Annotated in this window: 17 protein-coding genes, 1 tRNA gene and 1 pseudogene; 8 read left to right on the top strand and 11 right to left on the bottom strand. The window is 71.0% G+C overall.

What is annotated here, in order from left to right; all coding sequences use genetic code 11:
- Positions 1 to 10 precede the first annotated feature (10 nt).
- Positions 11 to 229 (top strand): helix-turn-helix transcriptional regulator, encoded by a 219-nt coding sequence (locus V5P93_RS11995; protein ID WP_374065930.1) that lies wholly within the window; start codon positions 11 to 13, stop codon positions 227 to 229.
- Entirely contained in the window at positions 229 to 1428 is a 1200-nt protein-coding gene (locus tag V5P93_RS12000; RefSeq protein ID WP_104483349.1) for a site-specific integrase, read from the top strand. Before V5P93_RS11995 ends, V5P93_RS12000 begins: the two co-directional genes overlap by 1 nt.
- A gap of 135 nt (positions 1429 to 1563) precedes the next feature.
- Here the strand turns inward: V5P93_RS12000 and V5P93_RS12005 are convergent.
- The 7 genes from V5P93_RS12005 to dpgD all read right to left on the bottom strand — a co-directional run bounded on the left by V5P93_RS12005 (position 1564) and on the right by dpgD (position 8879).
- Positions 1564 to 1637 (bottom strand) — tRNA-Pro (locus tag V5P93_RS12005).
- Positions 1638 to 1671: 34 nt separating this feature from the next.
- Positions 1672 to 2859 (bottom strand): sensor histidine kinase, encoded by a 1188-nt coding sequence (locus V5P93_RS12010; RefSeq protein WP_104483348.1) that lies wholly within the window; start codon positions 2857 to 2859, stop codon positions 1672 to 1674.
- An 18-nt stretch (positions 2860 to 2877) separates the two neighbouring features.
- The gene (locus V5P93_RS12015; RefSeq protein ID WP_104483373.1) at positions 2878 to 3525 is read right to left on the bottom strand and encodes a response regulator transcription factor; all 648 of its coding nucleotides are present in this window, start codon (positions 3523 to 3525) and stop codon (positions 2878 to 2880) included.
- Between the two features lie 169 nt (positions 3526 to 3694).
- The gene (locus V5P93_RS12020; protein ID WP_181043942.1) at positions 3695 to 4879 is read right to left on the bottom strand and encodes a hypothetical protein; all 1185 of its coding nucleotides are present in this window, start codon (positions 4877 to 4879) and stop codon (positions 3695 to 3697) included.
- The gene (locus V5P93_RS12025; RefSeq protein WP_104483347.1) at positions 4879 to 7761 is read right to left on the bottom strand and encodes a DEAD/DEAH box helicase; all 2883 of its coding nucleotides are present in this window, start codon (positions 7759 to 7761) and stop codon (positions 4879 to 4881) included. The genes V5P93_RS12020 and V5P93_RS12025 overlap by 1 nt, the downstream gene beginning before the upstream one ends.
- Positions 7762 to 7770: 9 nt before the next feature.
- On the bottom strand, positions 7771 to 8022 hold the full coding sequence (locus V5P93_RS12030; RefSeq protein ID WP_146108395.1) for a hypothetical protein: 252 nt from the start codon (positions 8020 to 8022) through the stop codon (positions 7771 to 7773).
- Between the two features lie 59 nt (positions 8023 to 8081).
- A complete protein-coding gene (gene dpgD / locus V5P93_RS12035) occupies positions 8082 to 8879 on the bottom strand; it encodes an enoyl-CoA-hydratase DpgD (protein WP_104483346.1) in 798 nt (265 codons plus the stop codon).
- 94 nt (positions 8880 to 8973) lie between these two features.
- Between dpgD and V5P93_RS12040 the strand changes: the two genes are divergently transcribed.
- Positions 8974 to 9228 carry a hypothetical protein gene (locus tag V5P93_RS12040; protein WP_181043941.1) on the top strand — a complete coding sequence of 85 codons (255 nt, stop codon included), beginning with the start codon at positions 8974 to 8976 and terminating at the stop codon, positions 9226 to 9228.
- A gap of 42 nt (positions 9229 to 9270) precedes the next feature.
- A complete protein-coding gene (locus tag V5P93_RS12045; RefSeq protein WP_245931782.1) occupies positions 9271 to 9873 on the top strand; it encodes a DUF4291 domain-containing protein in 603 nt (200 codons plus the stop codon).
- A gap of 19 nt (positions 9874 to 9892) precedes the next feature.
- On the opposite strand, the gene V5P93_RS12050 is transcribed toward V5P93_RS12045, so the two are convergent.
- Entirely contained in the window at positions 9893 to 11056 is a 1164-nt protein-coding gene (locus V5P93_RS12050) for a serine hydrolase (RefSeq protein WP_245931781.1), read from the bottom strand.
- A gap of 104 nt (positions 11057 to 11160) precedes the next feature.
- On the opposite strand from V5P93_RS12050, the gene V5P93_RS12055 reads away from it, so the two are divergent.
- On the top strand, positions 11161 to 11313 hold the full coding sequence (locus V5P93_RS12055; protein ID WP_181043940.1) for a hypothetical protein: 153 nt from the start codon (positions 11161 to 11163) through the stop codon (positions 11311 to 11313).
- Between the two features lie 182 nt (positions 11314 to 11495).
- Here V5P93_RS12055 and V5P93_RS12060 read toward each other — a convergent pair whose 3' ends face one another.
- Positions 11496 to 11771: a ribbon-helix-helix protein, CopG family gene (locus V5P93_RS12060; RefSeq protein WP_104483343.1), complete on the bottom strand. Its 276-nt coding sequence runs from the start codon at positions 11769 to 11771 to the stop codon at positions 11496 to 11498.
- A 300-nt stretch (positions 11772 to 12071) separates the two neighbouring features.
- On the opposite strand from V5P93_RS12060, the gene V5P93_RS12065 reads away from it, so the two are divergent.
- The 3 genes and pseudogenes from V5P93_RS12065 to V5P93_RS12075 form a co-directional block, all read left to right on the top strand.
- Positions 12072 to 12227 carry a hypothetical protein gene (locus V5P93_RS12065; protein WP_181043939.1) on the top strand — a complete coding sequence of 52 codons (156 nt, stop codon included), beginning with the start codon at positions 12072 to 12074 and terminating at the stop codon, positions 12225 to 12227.
- Positions 12208 to 12582 carry a hypothetical protein gene (locus V5P93_RS12070; protein WP_146108394.1) on the top strand — a complete coding sequence of 125 codons (375 nt, stop codon included), beginning with the start codon at positions 12208 to 12210 and terminating at the stop codon, positions 12580 to 12582. Before V5P93_RS12065 ends, V5P93_RS12070 begins: the two co-directional genes overlap by 20 nt.
- A gap of 760 nt (positions 12583 to 13342) precedes the next feature.
- Positions 13343 to 13624, top strand: a pseudogene (locus V5P93_RS12075) (CHAP domain-containing protein); the annotation flags it as partial.
- A 209-nt stretch (positions 13625 to 13833) separates the two neighbouring features.
- Here the strand turns inward: V5P93_RS12075 and V5P93_RS12080 are convergent.
- On the bottom strand, positions 13834 to 14013 hold the full coding sequence (locus V5P93_RS12080) for a hypothetical protein (RefSeq protein WP_146108393.1): 180 nt from the start codon (positions 14011 to 14013) through the stop codon (positions 13834 to 13836).
- A gap of 652 nt (positions 14014 to 14665) precedes the next feature.
- Complete coding sequence (locus V5P93_RS12085; RefSeq protein WP_104483340.1) at positions 14666 to 15211, bottom strand: YciI family protein; 546 nt, start codon at positions 15209 to 15211, stop codon at positions 14666 to 14668.
- Positions 15212 to 15228 lie beyond the last annotated feature (17 nt).

The following is a 15228-nucleotide window of genomic DNA, read 5'->3' on the forward strand; positions in this document are numbered from 1 at the left end:
TGGGGGAATGGTGAGTGATCGACTGATTGATGGGCGCTGGTACACCACGGAGCAACTGGCGGAGTTGCTGCACGTGGACGCGTCGACGGTGAGGAGGTGGCGGACGTTGCGGCCGTTCCAAGGGCCTGCGTTCGTGCGGGTGTCGGACCGGGTAGTCATGTACTCGGTGCACGACGTCGAGGCGTGGTTGCGGACTCGGCGGGTCGATCCCGGGGAGGTGGCGGCCTGATGGCTGACCGGGTGGAACTGCCGATCGGGGTTGCGGTCAGGGGGAACATCGAGCATCGGCCGGAGCGGGCGAGTCCGTTCAAGGCTCGGGTGCGGTGGATCAACCCGGCAACCAAGAAGCGAGAGTCGGTCTCGGAGTCCTTCGCGACGGAGGATGAGGCCAAGGCGTGGATCAGCTCGATGGACAACGCTGCTGCGCGGGGCCTGTCGCCACAGCAAGCGGTGGTGTCGTTGGCGGAGTATGGCGACGCGAACATGGAGCTTGCGTTGCGGGGGTTGGAACTCAAGACGCGTGATCCGTACATGGCGGGGTGGCGGAAGCGGGTTGTGCCGACGTTGGGGCACATTCCGGTTGCCATGGTGACGAATGGGGCGGCGGACAGGGCGGTGATGGGGTGGATCGCGGATGAGTGCAGTCGGTCCACGGTGAAGAACTCGTTGGCTGTGCTGGTGCGGGTGATGGAGCAGGCGAAGCGTGACGGGATCGTGGATCGGAACCCGGCACAGGTGCGGGGGTGGCAGCAGGTCTTCCGCCAGGCGGAGGATGAGCTTGACGACCCGCGTTCGTTGGCGTTGCCGAGTTGGGATGTGTTGACGCGGCTCGCGGATGCGTTGGTGGCGAAGTCGGCCGGTGAGTTCGAGGGGTGGGGCGACGTCATCAAGTTCATGGGGTGCACGGCAGCGCGTATCGGGGAGGCGTCGGGGTGTCGGGTGAAGGACATCGACACGAAGTCGTGGATCTGGAATGTGCGGCGGCAGACGACTCCGGGGCCTGGTGGGTTGGCGGATAGGGGCACGAAGAGCAAGCGGGCGCGGGATGTGCCGGTCATTGTCGAGATTCGGGACATGATCGAGCGGCGGATTTCGGAGCTGGATCGCGATCCGGAAGCAAGGCTGTTCACAGGTCCGCGGGGCGGTCGGATCACGACTGCTGTGCTGCGGGATGCCACGCATTGGGATGAGGTGGTGAGCGACCTTGGCTATGAGCACTTGCGTAGGCATGACCTACGCCACACGGGGATCACGTGGTTGGCCGATGCCGGTGTCCCGGTGCACGTCCTGCGGGTGATCGCGGGGCACGGGTCGCTGACCACGACTCAGCGGTACATCCACCCGGACAAGCAGTCGATCACGAACGCGGGTGATCTCCTGTCGGTGCACCTGCACGCGCCTCGGACGCCTCGGTTGAGGGTGGTCTAGTGAGATGGCGTGAGAAGTGGTCCCCAAATGGTCCCCAAGACCGTCCGAAGTGGATCTGAGCATGATCGACATCGAGGACACGAAGAACGCCCCTCACCTGCGGAAACTCGCTGGTGAGGGGCGTTGCTTCGACCGTCGGGCTGACAGGATTCGAACCTGCGACCCCTTGACCCCCAGTCAAGTGCGCTACCAAACTGCGCCACAGCCCGGCCGCATCTCGCTCTCGCGAGGTGCTCGGGAAGCTTAGCGTACGGGTTGGTGGGGGGTTGGTGGGGGTGCTGTTGTCGTGGTGGGGAGGGTGGCTTCCAGCTTGAAGCCGCCGTCGGGGGTTGGGGTGGCTTGGCAGGTTCCGCCTGCGTTGTGGGTTCTTTCTGTTAGGCCGGGGAGGCCTGCTCCTCCGGGTTGGGGTGTTGTCGGGTGGGTTGCGGGGCCGTTGATGATGGTGACGGTGATCTTGTCTTTGGTGGGGGTCAGGGTGATCTCCACCGGGGCGCCCGGGGAGTGTTTGATGGCGTTGGTCAGGCCTTCCTGGATCACCCGGTAGATCGCTCGGCTGATGGTCGGGGTCGTGCTGATTGACGGTGTGTCCGCTCGTACGTCCAGGCCCGCGGCGCGGGCTCTGGTGATGAGGGTGGGTAGGTCCGCCAAGCCCTCCGCGGTGGGGGTGCCGTGGTTGAGCAGGCCCAGGGCCGCACGCATCTCGTCCAGCGAGTGCTTGGCCAGTTCGCGCAGGTGGTTGGCGGTTTGGACGGTTGTGGGATCCGTTGATGTGGCGGCCAGGGCGGCGGCTTGGACGGCTATCAGGGTCGTGTTGTGGCCTACGGCGTCGTGGATTTCTCGGGCTATGCGGGTTCGTTCCTCCGCCCGCGCCTGGTCCAGGCGGGCGGCCAGTTCGGCTCGGCGGGCCCGTTCCAGTTCGGTGAGGCTGGTGGTGAGTTCGCGGCGCAGGCGGACGAGGACGCCCATGGCGGCCGGGACGCCCGCGAAGGCCAGGGTGATGGCCAGGCTCAGCACGCGATCGGCGATGGGGTCGGAGGTGGCCAGTTGCAAGGGCGCGGCCGCGCACAGGTTGGCCACCGTTGCCCAGGCCACGGCGTGGCGGACACGGGTCGAGGTGCGGCCGACCCGGTAGAGGGCCACGCCCGTCGGGGGCCATCCCAAACCGCCCGAGACGGCGGGGAGGCAGGCGATCAGGGTGAGTCGGGGGTATTTCAGGCGCAGTGGCAGCAGCAGGCAGGCGACTACGGCGGCGGGGAAGGCGAAGCTGTAGCCGGTGGGGTGGGACAGCAGTACGGCGCCCAGGCACAGGCCCACCGTGACGGCCTCGACGGCGATGACGCGGGCTCGGGCCCGCGGCCGGGGGAGCGCCTCGGTGTCCGCGCGCGGAGCGGGGAGGCTCAGTGGCGCGAGGGCCGCGTCTTGGACGTCCACATCGACCTCCGTTCGGGCTTACGGGGAGGGCGCCACGCCGTGCAGGAGCAGGGCCGCCTGGACGCGGTTCTGCACGCCCAGCTTCGTCAACACCGTCGACACGTAGCTCTTCACCGTCGCCTCGGTCAGGCCGAGGACCTCGGCGATCCCCGCGTTCGGGCGGCCGTCCGCCAGCAGCTCCAGCACCTGCCGCTCCCGCACGCTCAGCGACTCGACCGCCCGCCCCCGCCCCAGACCGGCGCTCACGCCGCGCAGCTTCGGCAGCAGGCGGGCCGTGATGCGCGGGTCCAGCACCGCCCCGCCCGCGGCCAGGTCGACGACGGCGTGCACGAGGGTGGCTGGCTCGGCGTCCTTCAGCAGGAACCCCTGCGCGCCGAACTCCAGGGCCCTGGCGACGTAGTCGTCCAGGTCGAAGGTGGTCAGGACGGCTGTCACCGGGGGTGACGGCAGGGCGCTGACCATCCGCAGGGCGCTGAGGCCGTCCAAGCCGGGCATCTGGACGTCGAGCAGCAGCACGTCCGGGCGGTGGCGGCGGACGGCCTCGATCGCGGTGGACCCGTCGCCCGCCTCGGCGACCACCTCGACTCTGCCGTCGGTTTCCAGGAGGACGCGCAAACCGTGGCGGAGGAGCGGTTCATCGTCGGCGAGGACGACGCGCACGGCCATGTTCACCTCCCGTGTCCAGGGCGCCGTTCAGCCTAGCCCTGACCGGGTCGTGTGCATGACGGAAAGGAACTTTCCGTGGCCAATCCCCGGTATGGGGGAACCGAATCGGTGCCAGTACGCGCTTTGTCGATTTCCCGTCACCTGATCAGCGGATACCCGACTCGATAGGTCAGTCCAGGTCGCGGAGACGATCGGCCAGATCGCGAGCGCCCGCTTTCTCCGCCAGCGCGGCCAGGTCCGCGACCGTCGAGATGTCCAATTCCAACTGCCGCCCGATGCGGCTTATCAGCGCCGTCAGGTGCGCGGTGTCCACCCGCCCCGCGCCGATGACGTACGTGACCACCCGGTCCAGCAGCGCCTGCCTGCGCGGCCGCTCGGCCGCGCACCACAGGCGGAACACCGAGCTCCCGTGCACCACGAACGACCCCAGCCGGTGCAGCGGGAACCCACCCTGGCCGACGCCCGACTCGGGCACCGCCACCGTCATCAGCCCCGCCGCCGACCGCGTGAGGTGGTACGGGCCGACGTCCTTCTCGTCGAGCCAGGCGCGCGTGCGCTCCTCCTCGCCGCGGGTGTCCACGACGCGCTCCTCGTTCTCCAGCGCGAGCAGCACGTCCGGGGTGGACTCCAGGATGCCGGTCAGGTCCCAGTCGACCTCGGCCGACGCCTGCCCGTACGCCAGGTACCGCACCCGCCCACCCGCTTCCACCGCGCGCACGACGCGCAGCGGCAGCAGAACCTGCTCTTGGCCCAGCAGCCGCGGGTTCTCGATTCGCGCGGGGAGGTTGAACCGGTCCCGCTGCGGGTTGCCCGCCAGCGCCGTCAGCGCACCCGGGTCGAAGCCGCGCACCGAGAACAGCACCCGGAACCACCGCGCGTCGTCTTCCAGCTCTTTGTGCGCGGGCAGCATCGAGACCTTGCGCGCGTCGTAGTAGGCGCGGGTCAGCGGACGGGACCGGAACGCGTCGAAGTACAGCTTGCGGCGGTCGTCCACCAGCCGCACGTACCGCCTGCCGTCGGCGACCGACCGCTTCCCCAGGTCGGTCAGCGCCCAGTGCCCGTCCACCAGCCGCACGTGGTTGATCAGCGCCAGGAACCGCAGCGCGCGGTCCACCAGCACCTCGTCGAGCGCGTAGAACCCGGCCAGGTCCGCGGTGGTGGTGAGGCCGCCCTCGGCGATGCCGCGCTCGAGGAACCGGTCGATCAGCTCGTAGTCCTCCGCGACGGTGACCGTGGCCGAGATGGTCACGCACCAGACCGGCAGCATCAGGCCGATGAGCCGGGTCGGCGTCATGCCCTGGCCGTAGGCGGCGTCCTCCAGGGCCCGCTGCTCCGGGTAGCCGAAGAGCTTCATCACGCGATCCCGGCGTCTAGCGCGCGGTGGTTGAGCAGGTCGTCCGAGGTCAGGTGGTCGCCGCACGCGGCCAGGTGCTCGCGCAGCGCCAGCGCCAGCCGCCGGAACCCGGGGTCGTCGGCGGCGACCAGGGTGGACAGGTCGCCGACCATGACGAGCTGCCGCCGCACCCTGGTCAGCGCGACGTTCAGGTGCCGCAGCTCGCTCAACGACCCGACCCCGCCCTGCGGGTTGCTGCGGGTGAACCCGTAGAGGATGACGTCCCGCTCGCCGCCCTGGAAGGAGTCGACCGAGCCGACGTTGCGCCGCACCGCGTGCTCGTCGCCGATCAGCTCGACCAGCCGCGCCGACACCGCCTTGAGCTGGGCGACGTACGGCACGATGACCGCCCACTCGCGCCCCAGCCGCGCGTAGTGCGCGGCCAGCCTGCACAGCACCTCGGCCTCCACGGCGTTGATGTACCCGGCCGCGTCCCCCGACCGCCGCTCGAACCGCCGCGGCAGGTCGCTGGTGTCGACGAAGGCGAACGCGCTGCGGAACACGGTGTCCTCGTGCGGCACCTCCGCCGCGGTGCGCAGCGCGCCCCGGTAGAAGGCGCCGGAGATGAACTCGGCGACGACCGGCGGCATCCGCCGCTGCCAGGTCAGCGGTACCACGTTGGACGCGGGCAGCCGGTCGACGAGCCGCTCCAGCGCGCTGTGCGTCAACAGGTCCAGCACCGCCGGGTCCGGCACCAGCTCACCCCACCGCGCCACCTCGGCGTCCGGGTACGGCGGCAGCTGCCGGTGGTCGCCGACGAGCACTGCCCGCCGGGCCCGGACCAGCGGCACCAGCGCGTCGGCGACGCCGATCTGCCCGGCCTCGTCCACCACCGCCAGCTCGAAGTCCACATCGGACAGCTCCACCCTGGACGCGGTGCCGGCCGTGGTCGCGGCGATCACGTCGGCGTAGCGCACCAGCTCGGGGTGCAGCCGCTCGGTCGACCCGGACACCTCCGCGCGCCACCGCGCCAACAGGTCCGCCTGCGCGCGCAGCACCGGTCCGCGCCGCCGCAGCCAGGCCAGCAGCAGCCCCAGGTCCCGGCCGAGGGCCTGGTCGTCGACGTCGCCGCGCACCTCCGGCGGCACCTGCACGCCGCCGACCGCCGCGCGGGCCGACGCGGCGGCCTCCAGCGCCCGCGCGCGAGCCCGGTCGATGCCGTGCGCACCGGCCTCGACCCGCGCGATCGCCTCCAGCACGACCGGCAGGCCCTTGGTGGTGACCTCCAGCTCGTGCTCGGCCCGCCGCGACTCGGCCACCGCCTTGTCGTGCTCGCGGCGCAGGTCGTCGACGGCCGACTGGAGCCGCGCCAGCCTGCGTGCGCGGAACAGCGGGAACCCGCCGCCCGCGACCAGGTTGTCGATCTTCTTCTGCCACCTGTCGAGCTTGCGGCGGCCCGTCTCGCAGGTCGCGCGCCAGGTGTCCACCACGGCCTGCAGGGGACCGCCCGCCGTCCGCCGGGTCTCCGCGAGGGCGGACTCGGCCTGGCCGTGGGCGTCGATCGCCTGGCTCAGCGCGGCTGTCGCGTCGGCCACTACGCGCGTCCAGCCGTCGAGGGCGCTCGGGTCGCCGTAGTTGGCCAGGGTGTGCTCGGTGGTCTCGAGAATACTCGCGCGCAGTTCCTCGGCCCGCCGTTCCAGCAGGTACGGACGGCCCGCCTCGGTCACCACGCCCTCGTTGCCGACGCGGATGACGGTGAGGTCGTCGGGCAGCCTGCCCAGGATGTTGTCGACCGCGCGGTTGGTGCGCGCGGTGACCAGCACCCGGCCCGGCGGCCGCGCCGCGCCGTCGCCGAGCGCCACCGCCCGGGCGATCTGGCTGATCACACGGGTCTTGCCGGTACCGGGCGGGCCCAGGACCAGGAGCACGTCCGGCACGGCCAAGGCGCGGCGGAAGGCATCGAGCTGGTCGTCGTCGAGGGGTGCGGTGGGCGCGTCCGGGGGCGGGGACATCGGTCCGACCTGGTGGTCGACCAAGACGCGGAGCAGGTGGGGGTTGTGTGCGCGGCCCTCGCGCAGCAGCTTGACGGCGCCGCGCTGCCGGTTGAACACCGCCGAGTCGAGCGAGTCCTCCAGCGCGCCCGTGCCGTTGACCGCGACGGGCTCGTCGAAGCGGACCGCCACCGACCGGCCGCACACCCGGGTCACCTGGCCGCGCTGCTCGGTCGCGCCGCGGACCCGCACGTAGGTGTCCTCGCGCGGACCGCGGTCGCCGACGAGCTCGAACTCGTACACCCGCCCGCGCTCGTCGACCGGGCGGGCGCACCGGTACGGGTAGGGGGCGGCGCGGCGCGCGTCGTCGGTGGTGACGCGCTGGGCCGCGTCGATGGTGTGGTGGAGGTCGTCGAGGAACCTGGTGTGCGCGTTGGCCTGCGGTTGAGCGGGTTCCCGGGCCGCCGAGACGCGCTCGTCGCCGAGCCGCTGCCAGTGCGCGCGGATCGCGTCCCAGTGCGAGATCGCCTCCACGGGCAGGCGCCGCTCGTCGGGGACGAACTGCCACAGCGGGGTCCGCACGAGCAGGCACGAGCGGACCAGGCGGTGGTGGTCGTCGAGCCGGATGGGCTGCACGGAGCCGACGAGGAAGCCGCGTCCGCTGCGCGCCGGGTGCAGGACCAGCACGTAGGCGCCGGTGTAGAGCCGGACGTCCGGGTCTTGGCCGGGGTAGCGGGGCTCGTGCACGGTGGCGGGCACGCCGTCGCGGAGCGCGGCGAGGTCGGTGGCGATCTGGTCGAGACCGGCGGGCAGCCGCGGGTGGTCCTCGGCGAGCTGGCGCAGCCGCAGCAGGGTGGTGTCGTGCGGGGCCAGGTGCAGCGGTGTGGGCAGGTCGACGACGCGGATCGGCACGGTTCCCCCTCAGCGCCGACCGGCGGGCGGCCGGGGGTGGTCGGTGTGCCGGGTGTCGTGCTTGGTCATGCCTGTGAGTGACACACGTTCGGTGGGTCTGCGTTGGTCGTCCGCGGTGCGCCGGTCCGCGGCGTCGGCGGAGCCCGGGATGACCGGGCCGACGCCCATCCCGTGCAGGTCGGGCCCGTGCGCCTGGTGGCAGCCGGGCCCGCTCGAGGCCTGGTCGCCTGGCCAGGTCCGAGCCCCGTCGCGCTGTGTCATATGTGTCACTCAGGGTAGTTGAGTTCTCGCCGACAGGGTACCTCGAACCGGGTGGGTGGCTACCGGCCTTCCCAGCGGGGGGACCGCTTCTCCGCGAACGCGCGCGGACCCTCGACGGCGTCGGTGCTGTCCCGCCTGCGGTGCTCCCAGGGGTAGTCGGCGGCGAACGCCTCGTCGAGGGGCAGGTGCGCGGACGCGCGGGCCGCCTGCTTCATGGCCCGGACCGAGAGCGGGGCGCAGGCGAGGACGTCGTCGACCCAGGTCCGCACGCACTCGTCGAGCCGATCCGCGGGCACGACCTCGTTGACCAGGCCCAGCTCGTAGGCGCGCTGGGCGCTCATTCGGCGACCGGTGATCAGGTGGCCGAGCGCGACCCGGGACGGGATCTGGCGGGTGAGGCGGAAGACGCCGCCCGCACCCGCCATCAGCCCCAGGCGGGCCTCGGGCAGCCCGAAGGTGGCGCGGTCGCTGGCGATGATCAGGTCACAGGCCAGGGCCAGCTCGAAGCCGCCGCCGAGCGCGTAGCCGTCGACCCGCGCGATGACGGGCTTGGCGAAGTCGAACCGCTCGGTCAGCCGCGGCCAGCCCGGTTTGCCGCGGCTGCCGAAGCTGGACGTGCCCGCCTTGCCCGCGCGGTTGCGGCTGTCGAGCTCCTTGAGGTCCTGGCCGACGGAGAAGGCGCGGTCGCCCGCGCCGGTCAGCACGACGACCCAGACGTCGTCGTCGGCGTCGAGGTCGTCCCAGACGTCGGCCAGCTCGGCGTGCGTCCGCAGGTCCATCGCGTTGAGCACCTCGGGCCGATCCAGCGTCACCGTCGCGACGCGGTCCTGCTTGACGCACCGCACCCGCGGCTCCATCCGCCACCCCCTGTCCCGTCCCGGCGAGTCTAGGGGTCAACTGACCGGGTGATCCTTGGCCACGGCTCGCGCGCGGCGCCTTACGTTGGCGGCAATGGAACCGGCCCGGGGAGCGACGATGATGGACGCGGAACTGGTCACCAGCTCGGACGACGACAACTTCGGCACCTACCACTTCCCGGCCAAGCCGAGCCCGGGGGAGATCGTCCTGGTGAGCGGCGCCCGGTGGGAGGTGGACCGGGTGGAGTGGGCGATCCGGCACGTGGAGCCGGTGGCGGGCGACCACCTGACCGAGGACCAGTTGGTGGAGCGCACCTTCCACGCGCGGGTCTACATCCGCCACGCCTAATTGCGTTGAGCCGGTTGCGGGCGGCTCAGCACAATGCGGTGCGTGAACAAGAGACCGGAGCGCGAGGTGCGCGCTTTCCACGACTCGGAACGGATCCGGGTCTACCAGGCGTATCCCGCGCCTATCGCGGACGCGGCCCTGGCGGCGGGGACGTTCGTGCCGCCGTTCAAGCGCGAGCGGATGACGTGGATCAAGCCGTCGTTCCTGTGGATGGCGTACCGCTGCGGGTACGCGCGGAAGGTGGACCAGGAACGGGTCCTGGCCGTGGACATTTCCCCGGTCGGATTCCACTGGGCGCTGGGACACGCCGCGCTGAGCCATTTCCGGGCGGGCTTCCACGCCGACCACGATGAGTGGCAGGCGGGGGTGGAGCGGTCCCCGGTGCGGATCCAGTGGGACCCGGAGCGGAACCTGGCCCACGGGCCGTTGGCGCACCGGTCCATCCAGATCGGGTTGAGCGCGGAAGCCGTGCGCCGGTACGTGGACGAGTGGATCGTGGGGCTGACCGACGTGACCGCGACGATGCGCGCGGTCGGGGAACACGCGGCGGCGGGGCGCGTGGCGGAGGCGACGGCGTTGCTGCCGGAGGAGCGCCCGTACCCGCTGCCGGAGGACCTGGCGAGCCGGGTGAACGCCAGTCGGTGAACTGGGCCGTGCGCGGTGGTCACCCGGCCGCGCCGCAGAGGGCGGTGGTGACGAGTTCGCGCTCGGCGCGCTCGATCCGGCCCATGGCAAGGGGGTCGCCGGGGTCCACGGCGCCCAGGGTCGTGGAGATCTCGACCCGGGTCCCGGCTTCGGGGGAGCCGAACATGTCCGTCAGGTAGCCCTGGACGCCCCCGGTGTGGCCGATCGCGGTGCAGTGCGGGGTCAGTCGGTTCACCTCCAGGCCCAGGCCGTAGCCCGGGGCGAGGCGGGTGTCCCGCATCTGGGCGAGCAGGTCCGGCGGGAGCAGGGCGCCGCCGAGGAGGGCCGCGATGAACGCGTCGAGGTCGCGGGTCGTGGAGATGAGTTCGCCCGCTGCCCCGAAGTGGGAGGGGTTCTGCCGGGAGACATCCGTGGTGATCGTTGTCCCATTGTCCTCGTAGGACTGGTATCCGTGCGCGTGCGGGCCGGGGATGTCGAGGTCGGTGCCCGGCAGGCTCGTGTCGACCATGCCCAGCGGGGTGAGGATCCGCTGCCGGACCTGTGCGGCGTAAGGGGTCCCGGTGACCCGCTCGATGAGCATGCCCAACAGGAGGTAGTTGGTGTTCGAGTACGACCACGCCGTGCCCGGCTCGAAGCGGGCGGGCTTGGCCAGGGCGAAACGGACCAGCGCTTCCGGTTCGCGGGTGCGCAGGCGGTCGGTCTCCCATGCCGCGCCGAAGATGGGGATGCCGGGCTCGCCGGTGCCGTTCGGGAGGAACTCGCCGGTGAAGTTGAAGATCCCGCTGGTGTGTTGCAGCAGCGTGCGGATCGTGGCGCGGTCGTCGAGAGCCAGCTCCGGCAAGTGGCGGTGGACCGGGGCGTCGAGGTCGACCTTGCCTTCGCGCGCCAACTGGAGCACCACCGTGGCGACGAAGGTCTTGGTGATGCTGCCCGCGCGGAACAAGCCGCCGGTCGGCGGTCTCCCGGGCCCGCCCAACTCGGCCACGCCCACGCTCGCCGTCCAGTCGCCGCCGTTGTTGTGCGCGCGTAGTTGCACGCCCGCGACGCCGGTTCTCAGCAGCGCTGTCATGGCCCGGTAGAGGGATTGGTGCCTGGGGGAGGGGATGGACGACGCGGCTGCGGGCACGGTCAGGGCGATGGCCAAGGTGATGGCGGTGACACGTCTTCGATTCAGCTGGATCACTCCCCGTTCCACCGGTCGGGTGATCTGGGCCGGATTCCGGTATCGCCGCGCGTCCGCCGATCGATAGGCAGACAAGGGGAATCCGGGGGCGGAGGTCTTCTTAGATGGCCGAACGGCGGACAGCCGGGCAAGCGGTGGACCAGGGGATGCGGGGGAGGGTCGACTCGATCAGGCGGGACGGGACGTGGATCGACGCCTACGACCTGCCCGAGCCCGCGGACACCCCGTTGATCGAGGTCGTTGAGCTGGACGGGTGACAAAGCGGCCCCCGGAACCGTTCCTGGTGTTCCGGGGGCCGAACTCAGTACCGCACAAGGCTTTTCGGGCCGGGTCGCGTGGTCTCGGCTCGTCGTGAGGTGTGCCGCTCAGGCCCCGAACGGCGCCGGGTGCTCGACGTGCCGCGTCCGACCGCGCCGCGGCGGTTTCTCAACGCTCGGTCTCATAGCAGTACGACCTCTCGCATGGTGTCGTTGGTTTGCACGAGGACCTTCGCGCCTTCCTCCTTGATGCTGCGGTAGACGAAGTCCCCGTAGCCGACCAGGCGGCGCAGCGCCTCGGTGAGGCTGACGCCCTCGCGCTCGATCACCGCCTCCAGGGCGCGCACCATGTCCGGGGTGATGGCGACGTTGATGCGCTTGGGGTCCTGGCGGGCGGGCTGGGCCTTGCCGTCCGGAGTGGACTCGGCCTCGGCTCCGGTGTTCGCGGGAGATTTCATACGGTGGCACGCTCCCCTGGCGCGCACGGGCGACCCTGGGCCCGTGCGTCGGTGGCGCGGACGACCGCGGTTGCCCCCACGGTCGCCCACTGTTGCGGTGACGACTACGTGTCCAGCCTACCGCCGGAGCCGTAGCTTTTCAACACGCGTGGCCCATCTGGATGGTGTCATCTGACCACATTACTCCCACGCTTGTGCTGTATCACGCGTGTACGCAACGTGGTCGGATCCTGGTATCTTGGTAGCGCGAAGTCCTGCGGGGCTTCGCGGGCGGACACTTGGCGAAAGGTGGGGCGGCGAATGCGCGAGCTCATCCACCGGCACCGGCGGACGGACTGGATCACCTGGGACGACACCTGGACCGACGGCCCCGATCCCGACGCCGAGCCGGTGCGCGACAGCCCGGTCGTGCGGCTGGACGACCGGGAGAGCGGTGATGGACGACAGGAAAGGTGACGTCCAGCAGGTGGACCGGGACACGTGGACCGACTCCGAGGAGGCCGGGGCCGGTCCGGTGGTGGACACCCACGAGCTGTTCCAGCTGCGGACCGCCGCCGAGGAGAAGCGGGAGCTGCGCGCCGCGGAGCTGGAGCGGCAGCGCCACTTCATGCGCATGCAGGTGCGGGTCATGCTCGGCGTCGGCCTGGTCTTCCTGGTCACGCTCGTGACGCTGGTGCTGGGGCTCTGGTTGCACCTGATGCCGCAGGGGGTCGCCGAGGAGCTGATGCGCATGGTCATCCCGACGGTGCTCGGCGCGGGCCTCACCATCACCGGCATGTTCTTCCGCGGGGGAGGCGGTTCTCGCCCCTGACCGGAGAACCGGGAAACCCCCGCGGCCTGCGCGCCGCGGGGGTTTCGTCACGTGTTTGTCCAGGAATTGTCCATTCCTGCCGTCGCCCGGGGAAACCCGCCACCCGGGGGCACCGCCGAATCACGCTACTCGCTGTTATGGTGATCCACGATCACCTGAAACCCGACGGTGAAATAGGGACTTGCCACCTGGCCTGGTAGCCGGGTTGGCTCTCAGGTATCACGGAAGATGGAAAAGCCACGCCCCGGCGCGGGGACGCGGCTCCTCGGTTCCCGTGTCGTGGCACGCGCGGGATCGGTCCCCCACCGCCGGGTGCGGGGCCACGCGGGTCGGTGGGAGTTGCCCCTCCCGCCGACCCGTCCTTCGTCCTGTGGCAGGACACGCACTAGGTCGCTCCGCCGCGCGAGGCCGTTACCGGCGCGGCCCACGCCGATCTCCACCGTCGCGCTCCGCAACGATACATCCTTCCGAGTGAAAGGAAGACCGGCAAATGTCCTCCATTCGAACTCCGTGCTCCGACGGGTGGTGGTCCCCTCCGAGAATTCGCGCGGTCGTTGGCGGTAAGGGTGGTGCCCGCTCGGGCTACTCGGCTACCAAAGGTAGTTGATCGCCCACCGCATGGCATTCCCCCATCCGGTGAAGACGATCACGGCGAACCGATCACTCCCGAATTCCGTGCGCGTTCCCGTCGCCGGACAAGGCGCCAACCGAATCGGTCGCGGGTGATTCACCCGCGACCGCGTATCGTCATCGAACGATCATGACGAGTAACAGTCTTGTCTGCTGCGCACCGGCTGATCCGCAGCGGCGCCGACACGGGCTACCCGCGTGGCAACGCAATGGCGTACCTAGTGGGGCGAAGGACGGACCTGCTCGGCTGCCGCCGCGTTGTCCGGGGCGGCAGGCCCAATCGCACGGCGTGCGGGTGGACGGCACCCCCGCGGTGGGCGCGATCGCCTGGTGGGGAGCCACCTCGGGCGGGTCGGGGGCCAGTGGGCACGTCGCCTACGTCGAGGAGGTGGGCAGCGGCTACGTCGTGATCTCCGAGGACAACTTCGGCGGCGAGTTCCACTGGAAGCGCCTCACCCCCGGCGGCTACTACCCGACCGCGTTCCTGCACTTCAAGGACCAGACCACCGCGCCGGGAGCGCCGATCGGCAACCTCGAGGTGACTTCGCAGAACGGGACCGGCGTCCGCTTCCGCGGCTGGGCCCGCGACCCCGACACGGACGCGCCGGTCGACGTCCACGCCTACGTGACCCCCGACCACGGCGTCCCCACCACCGCGAACCTCCAGCGCGGCGACGTTGGCGCGCACGGCTTCGACGTGACGCGCGGCGGGATCGTCGGCGGCACGTACAACGTGTGCGCGTACGCGATCAACGCGCCGGGGACGCCGGGGCAGAACACGCAGTTGGGGTGTCGGAGCATCACTCTCACGCAGAGCCCGATCGGCAACTTTGAGGCAACGTCGCAGAACGGCACAGGTGTGCGGTTCCGCGGGTGGGCGATCGACCCGGACACGAGTGCGCCGATCGAGGTCCACGCGTACGTCACCCCCGACCACGGCGTGCCGACCGTGGCGGGCCTCGATCGACCGGACGTCGGTGCCGAGAACCCGATCAGCGGAGCCGGTCACGGATTCGACGTGACGCGCAGTGGGATCGTCGAGGGCACGTACAACGCGTACGCGATCAACGCGCCGGGCACGCCCGGGCAGGACGTGTTGTTGGGGTGTCGGAGCGTCACCCTCACGCAGAGCCCGATCGGCAACCTCGAGGGAGTCCGCCAGGACGGCGCCGGTGTTCGCTTCACCGGGTGGGCGATCGACCCGGACACGAGCTCGCCCATCGCGGTGCACGCCTACGTGACGCCCAACCACGGTGTGGCGACCACCGCCGACCTCGACCGGCCGGACGTCGCTGCCGAGCACCCGCCAGCGGGAGTGCGCACGGCTTCGCCGTCACCCGCGGCGGGATCGTGCCCGGTACCTACGACGTCTGCGCCTACGGCATCAACGCACCCGGTACGCCGGGGCAGAACCGGCTCCTCGGCTGTCGGACCATCGCCCTCATCTAGCCGGTCAGACCCGGCCGCCGAAGCACCAGTTGTGGACCTCGACGCCCGCGTAGCGGTCGGCGGTGAGGGCGGTGCGCGCCGTGGCCGCGTCCGGGGCGCGGAGGAGGGTGGCGGTGCCCAGCCAGGTGGTGCCGTCGTCGGCCAGGAGGGGGCCGTGGGCGATCAGGTCGTGGTCGGCGGGCGGGGTGAGGTCGGCGGGCTCTCCCGCGCCAAGGCCGAGGACCAGGTACCGGTTGCCGCCCTCCCGCCCGCCGGGGAAGTCCCACATCGTGCGGCCCAGGGTGTTCCGCCAGCGGCGCAGCATCACGTCCCGGTAGGCGCCCGCCTGGTAGTTGGGCTCGTTCATGGCGAAGTCGTGCGCGGCGGTGGGGGTGGGCAGGTCGAGGATGTGGACGCTGCCGGTCGGGGTGTCCAGGTCGTCGGCGAGGGTCGGGCCGCGCGCGATCATCTCGGCCGCGTATCCGTCCATGTAGGACCAGTGGGCTTCCAGCAACTCTTCGCGAAGCGCCAGTGAGCCCGCGCGGTCGCGGTGGTAGCAGAAGAACTCCATGCGCGGCAGTCTGCCGC

It is taken from the genome of Actinokineospora auranticolor, assembly GCF_041897805.1.
Taxonomy (GTDB): domain Bacteria; phylum Actinomycetota; class Actinomycetes; order Mycobacteriales; family Pseudonocardiaceae; genus Actinokineospora; species Actinokineospora auranticolor.

Coding starts and splice junctions, on each gene's coding strand:
- V5P93_RS12080 (WP_146108393.1), bottom strand. CDS start 14,013: ATGCTCCGACACCCCAACTGCGTGTTCTGCCCCGGCGTCCCCGGCGCG.
- V5P93_RS12060 (WP_104483343.1), bottom strand. CDS start 11,771: ATGAAATCTCCCGCGAACACCGGAGCCGAGGCCGAGTCCACTCCGGAC.
- V5P93_RS12055 (WP_181043940.1), top strand. CDS start 11,161: ATGGCCGAACGGCGGACAGCCGGGCAAGCGGTGGACCAGGGGATGCGG.
- dpgD (WP_104483346.1), bottom strand. CDS start 8,879: ATGGAGCCGCGGGTGCGGTGCGTCAAGCAGGACCGCGTCGCGACGGTG.
- V5P93_RS12065 (WP_181043939.1), top strand. CDS start 12,072: ATGCGCGAGCTCATCCACCGGCACCGGCGGACGGACTGGATCACCTGG.
- V5P93_RS12070 (WP_146108394.1), top strand. CDS start 12,208: ATGGACGACAGGAAAGGTGACGTCCAGCAGGTGGACCGGGACACGTGG.
- V5P93_RS12000 (WP_104483349.1), top strand. CDS start 229: ATGGCTGACCGGGTGGAACTGCCGATCGGGGTTGCGGTCAGGGGGAAC.
- V5P93_RS12040 (WP_181043941.1), top strand. CDS start 8,974: ATGGAACCGGCCCGGGGAGCGACGATGATGGACGCGGAACTGGTCACC.
- V5P93_RS12085 (WP_104483340.1), bottom strand. CDS start 15,211: ATGGAGTTCTTCTGCTACCACCGCGACCGCGCGGGCTCACTGGCGCTT.
- V5P93_RS12030 (WP_146108395.1), bottom strand. CDS start 8,022: ATGACACAGCGCGACGGGGCTCGGACCTGGCCAGGCGACCAGGCCTCG.
- V5P93_RS12015 (WP_104483373.1), bottom strand. CDS start 3,525: ATGGCCGTGCGCGTCGTCCTCGCCGACGATGAACCGCTCCTCCGCCAC.
- V5P93_RS12020 (WP_181043942.1), bottom strand. CDS start 4,879: ATGAAGCTCTTCGGCTACCCGGAGCAGCGGGCCCTGGAGGACGCCGCC.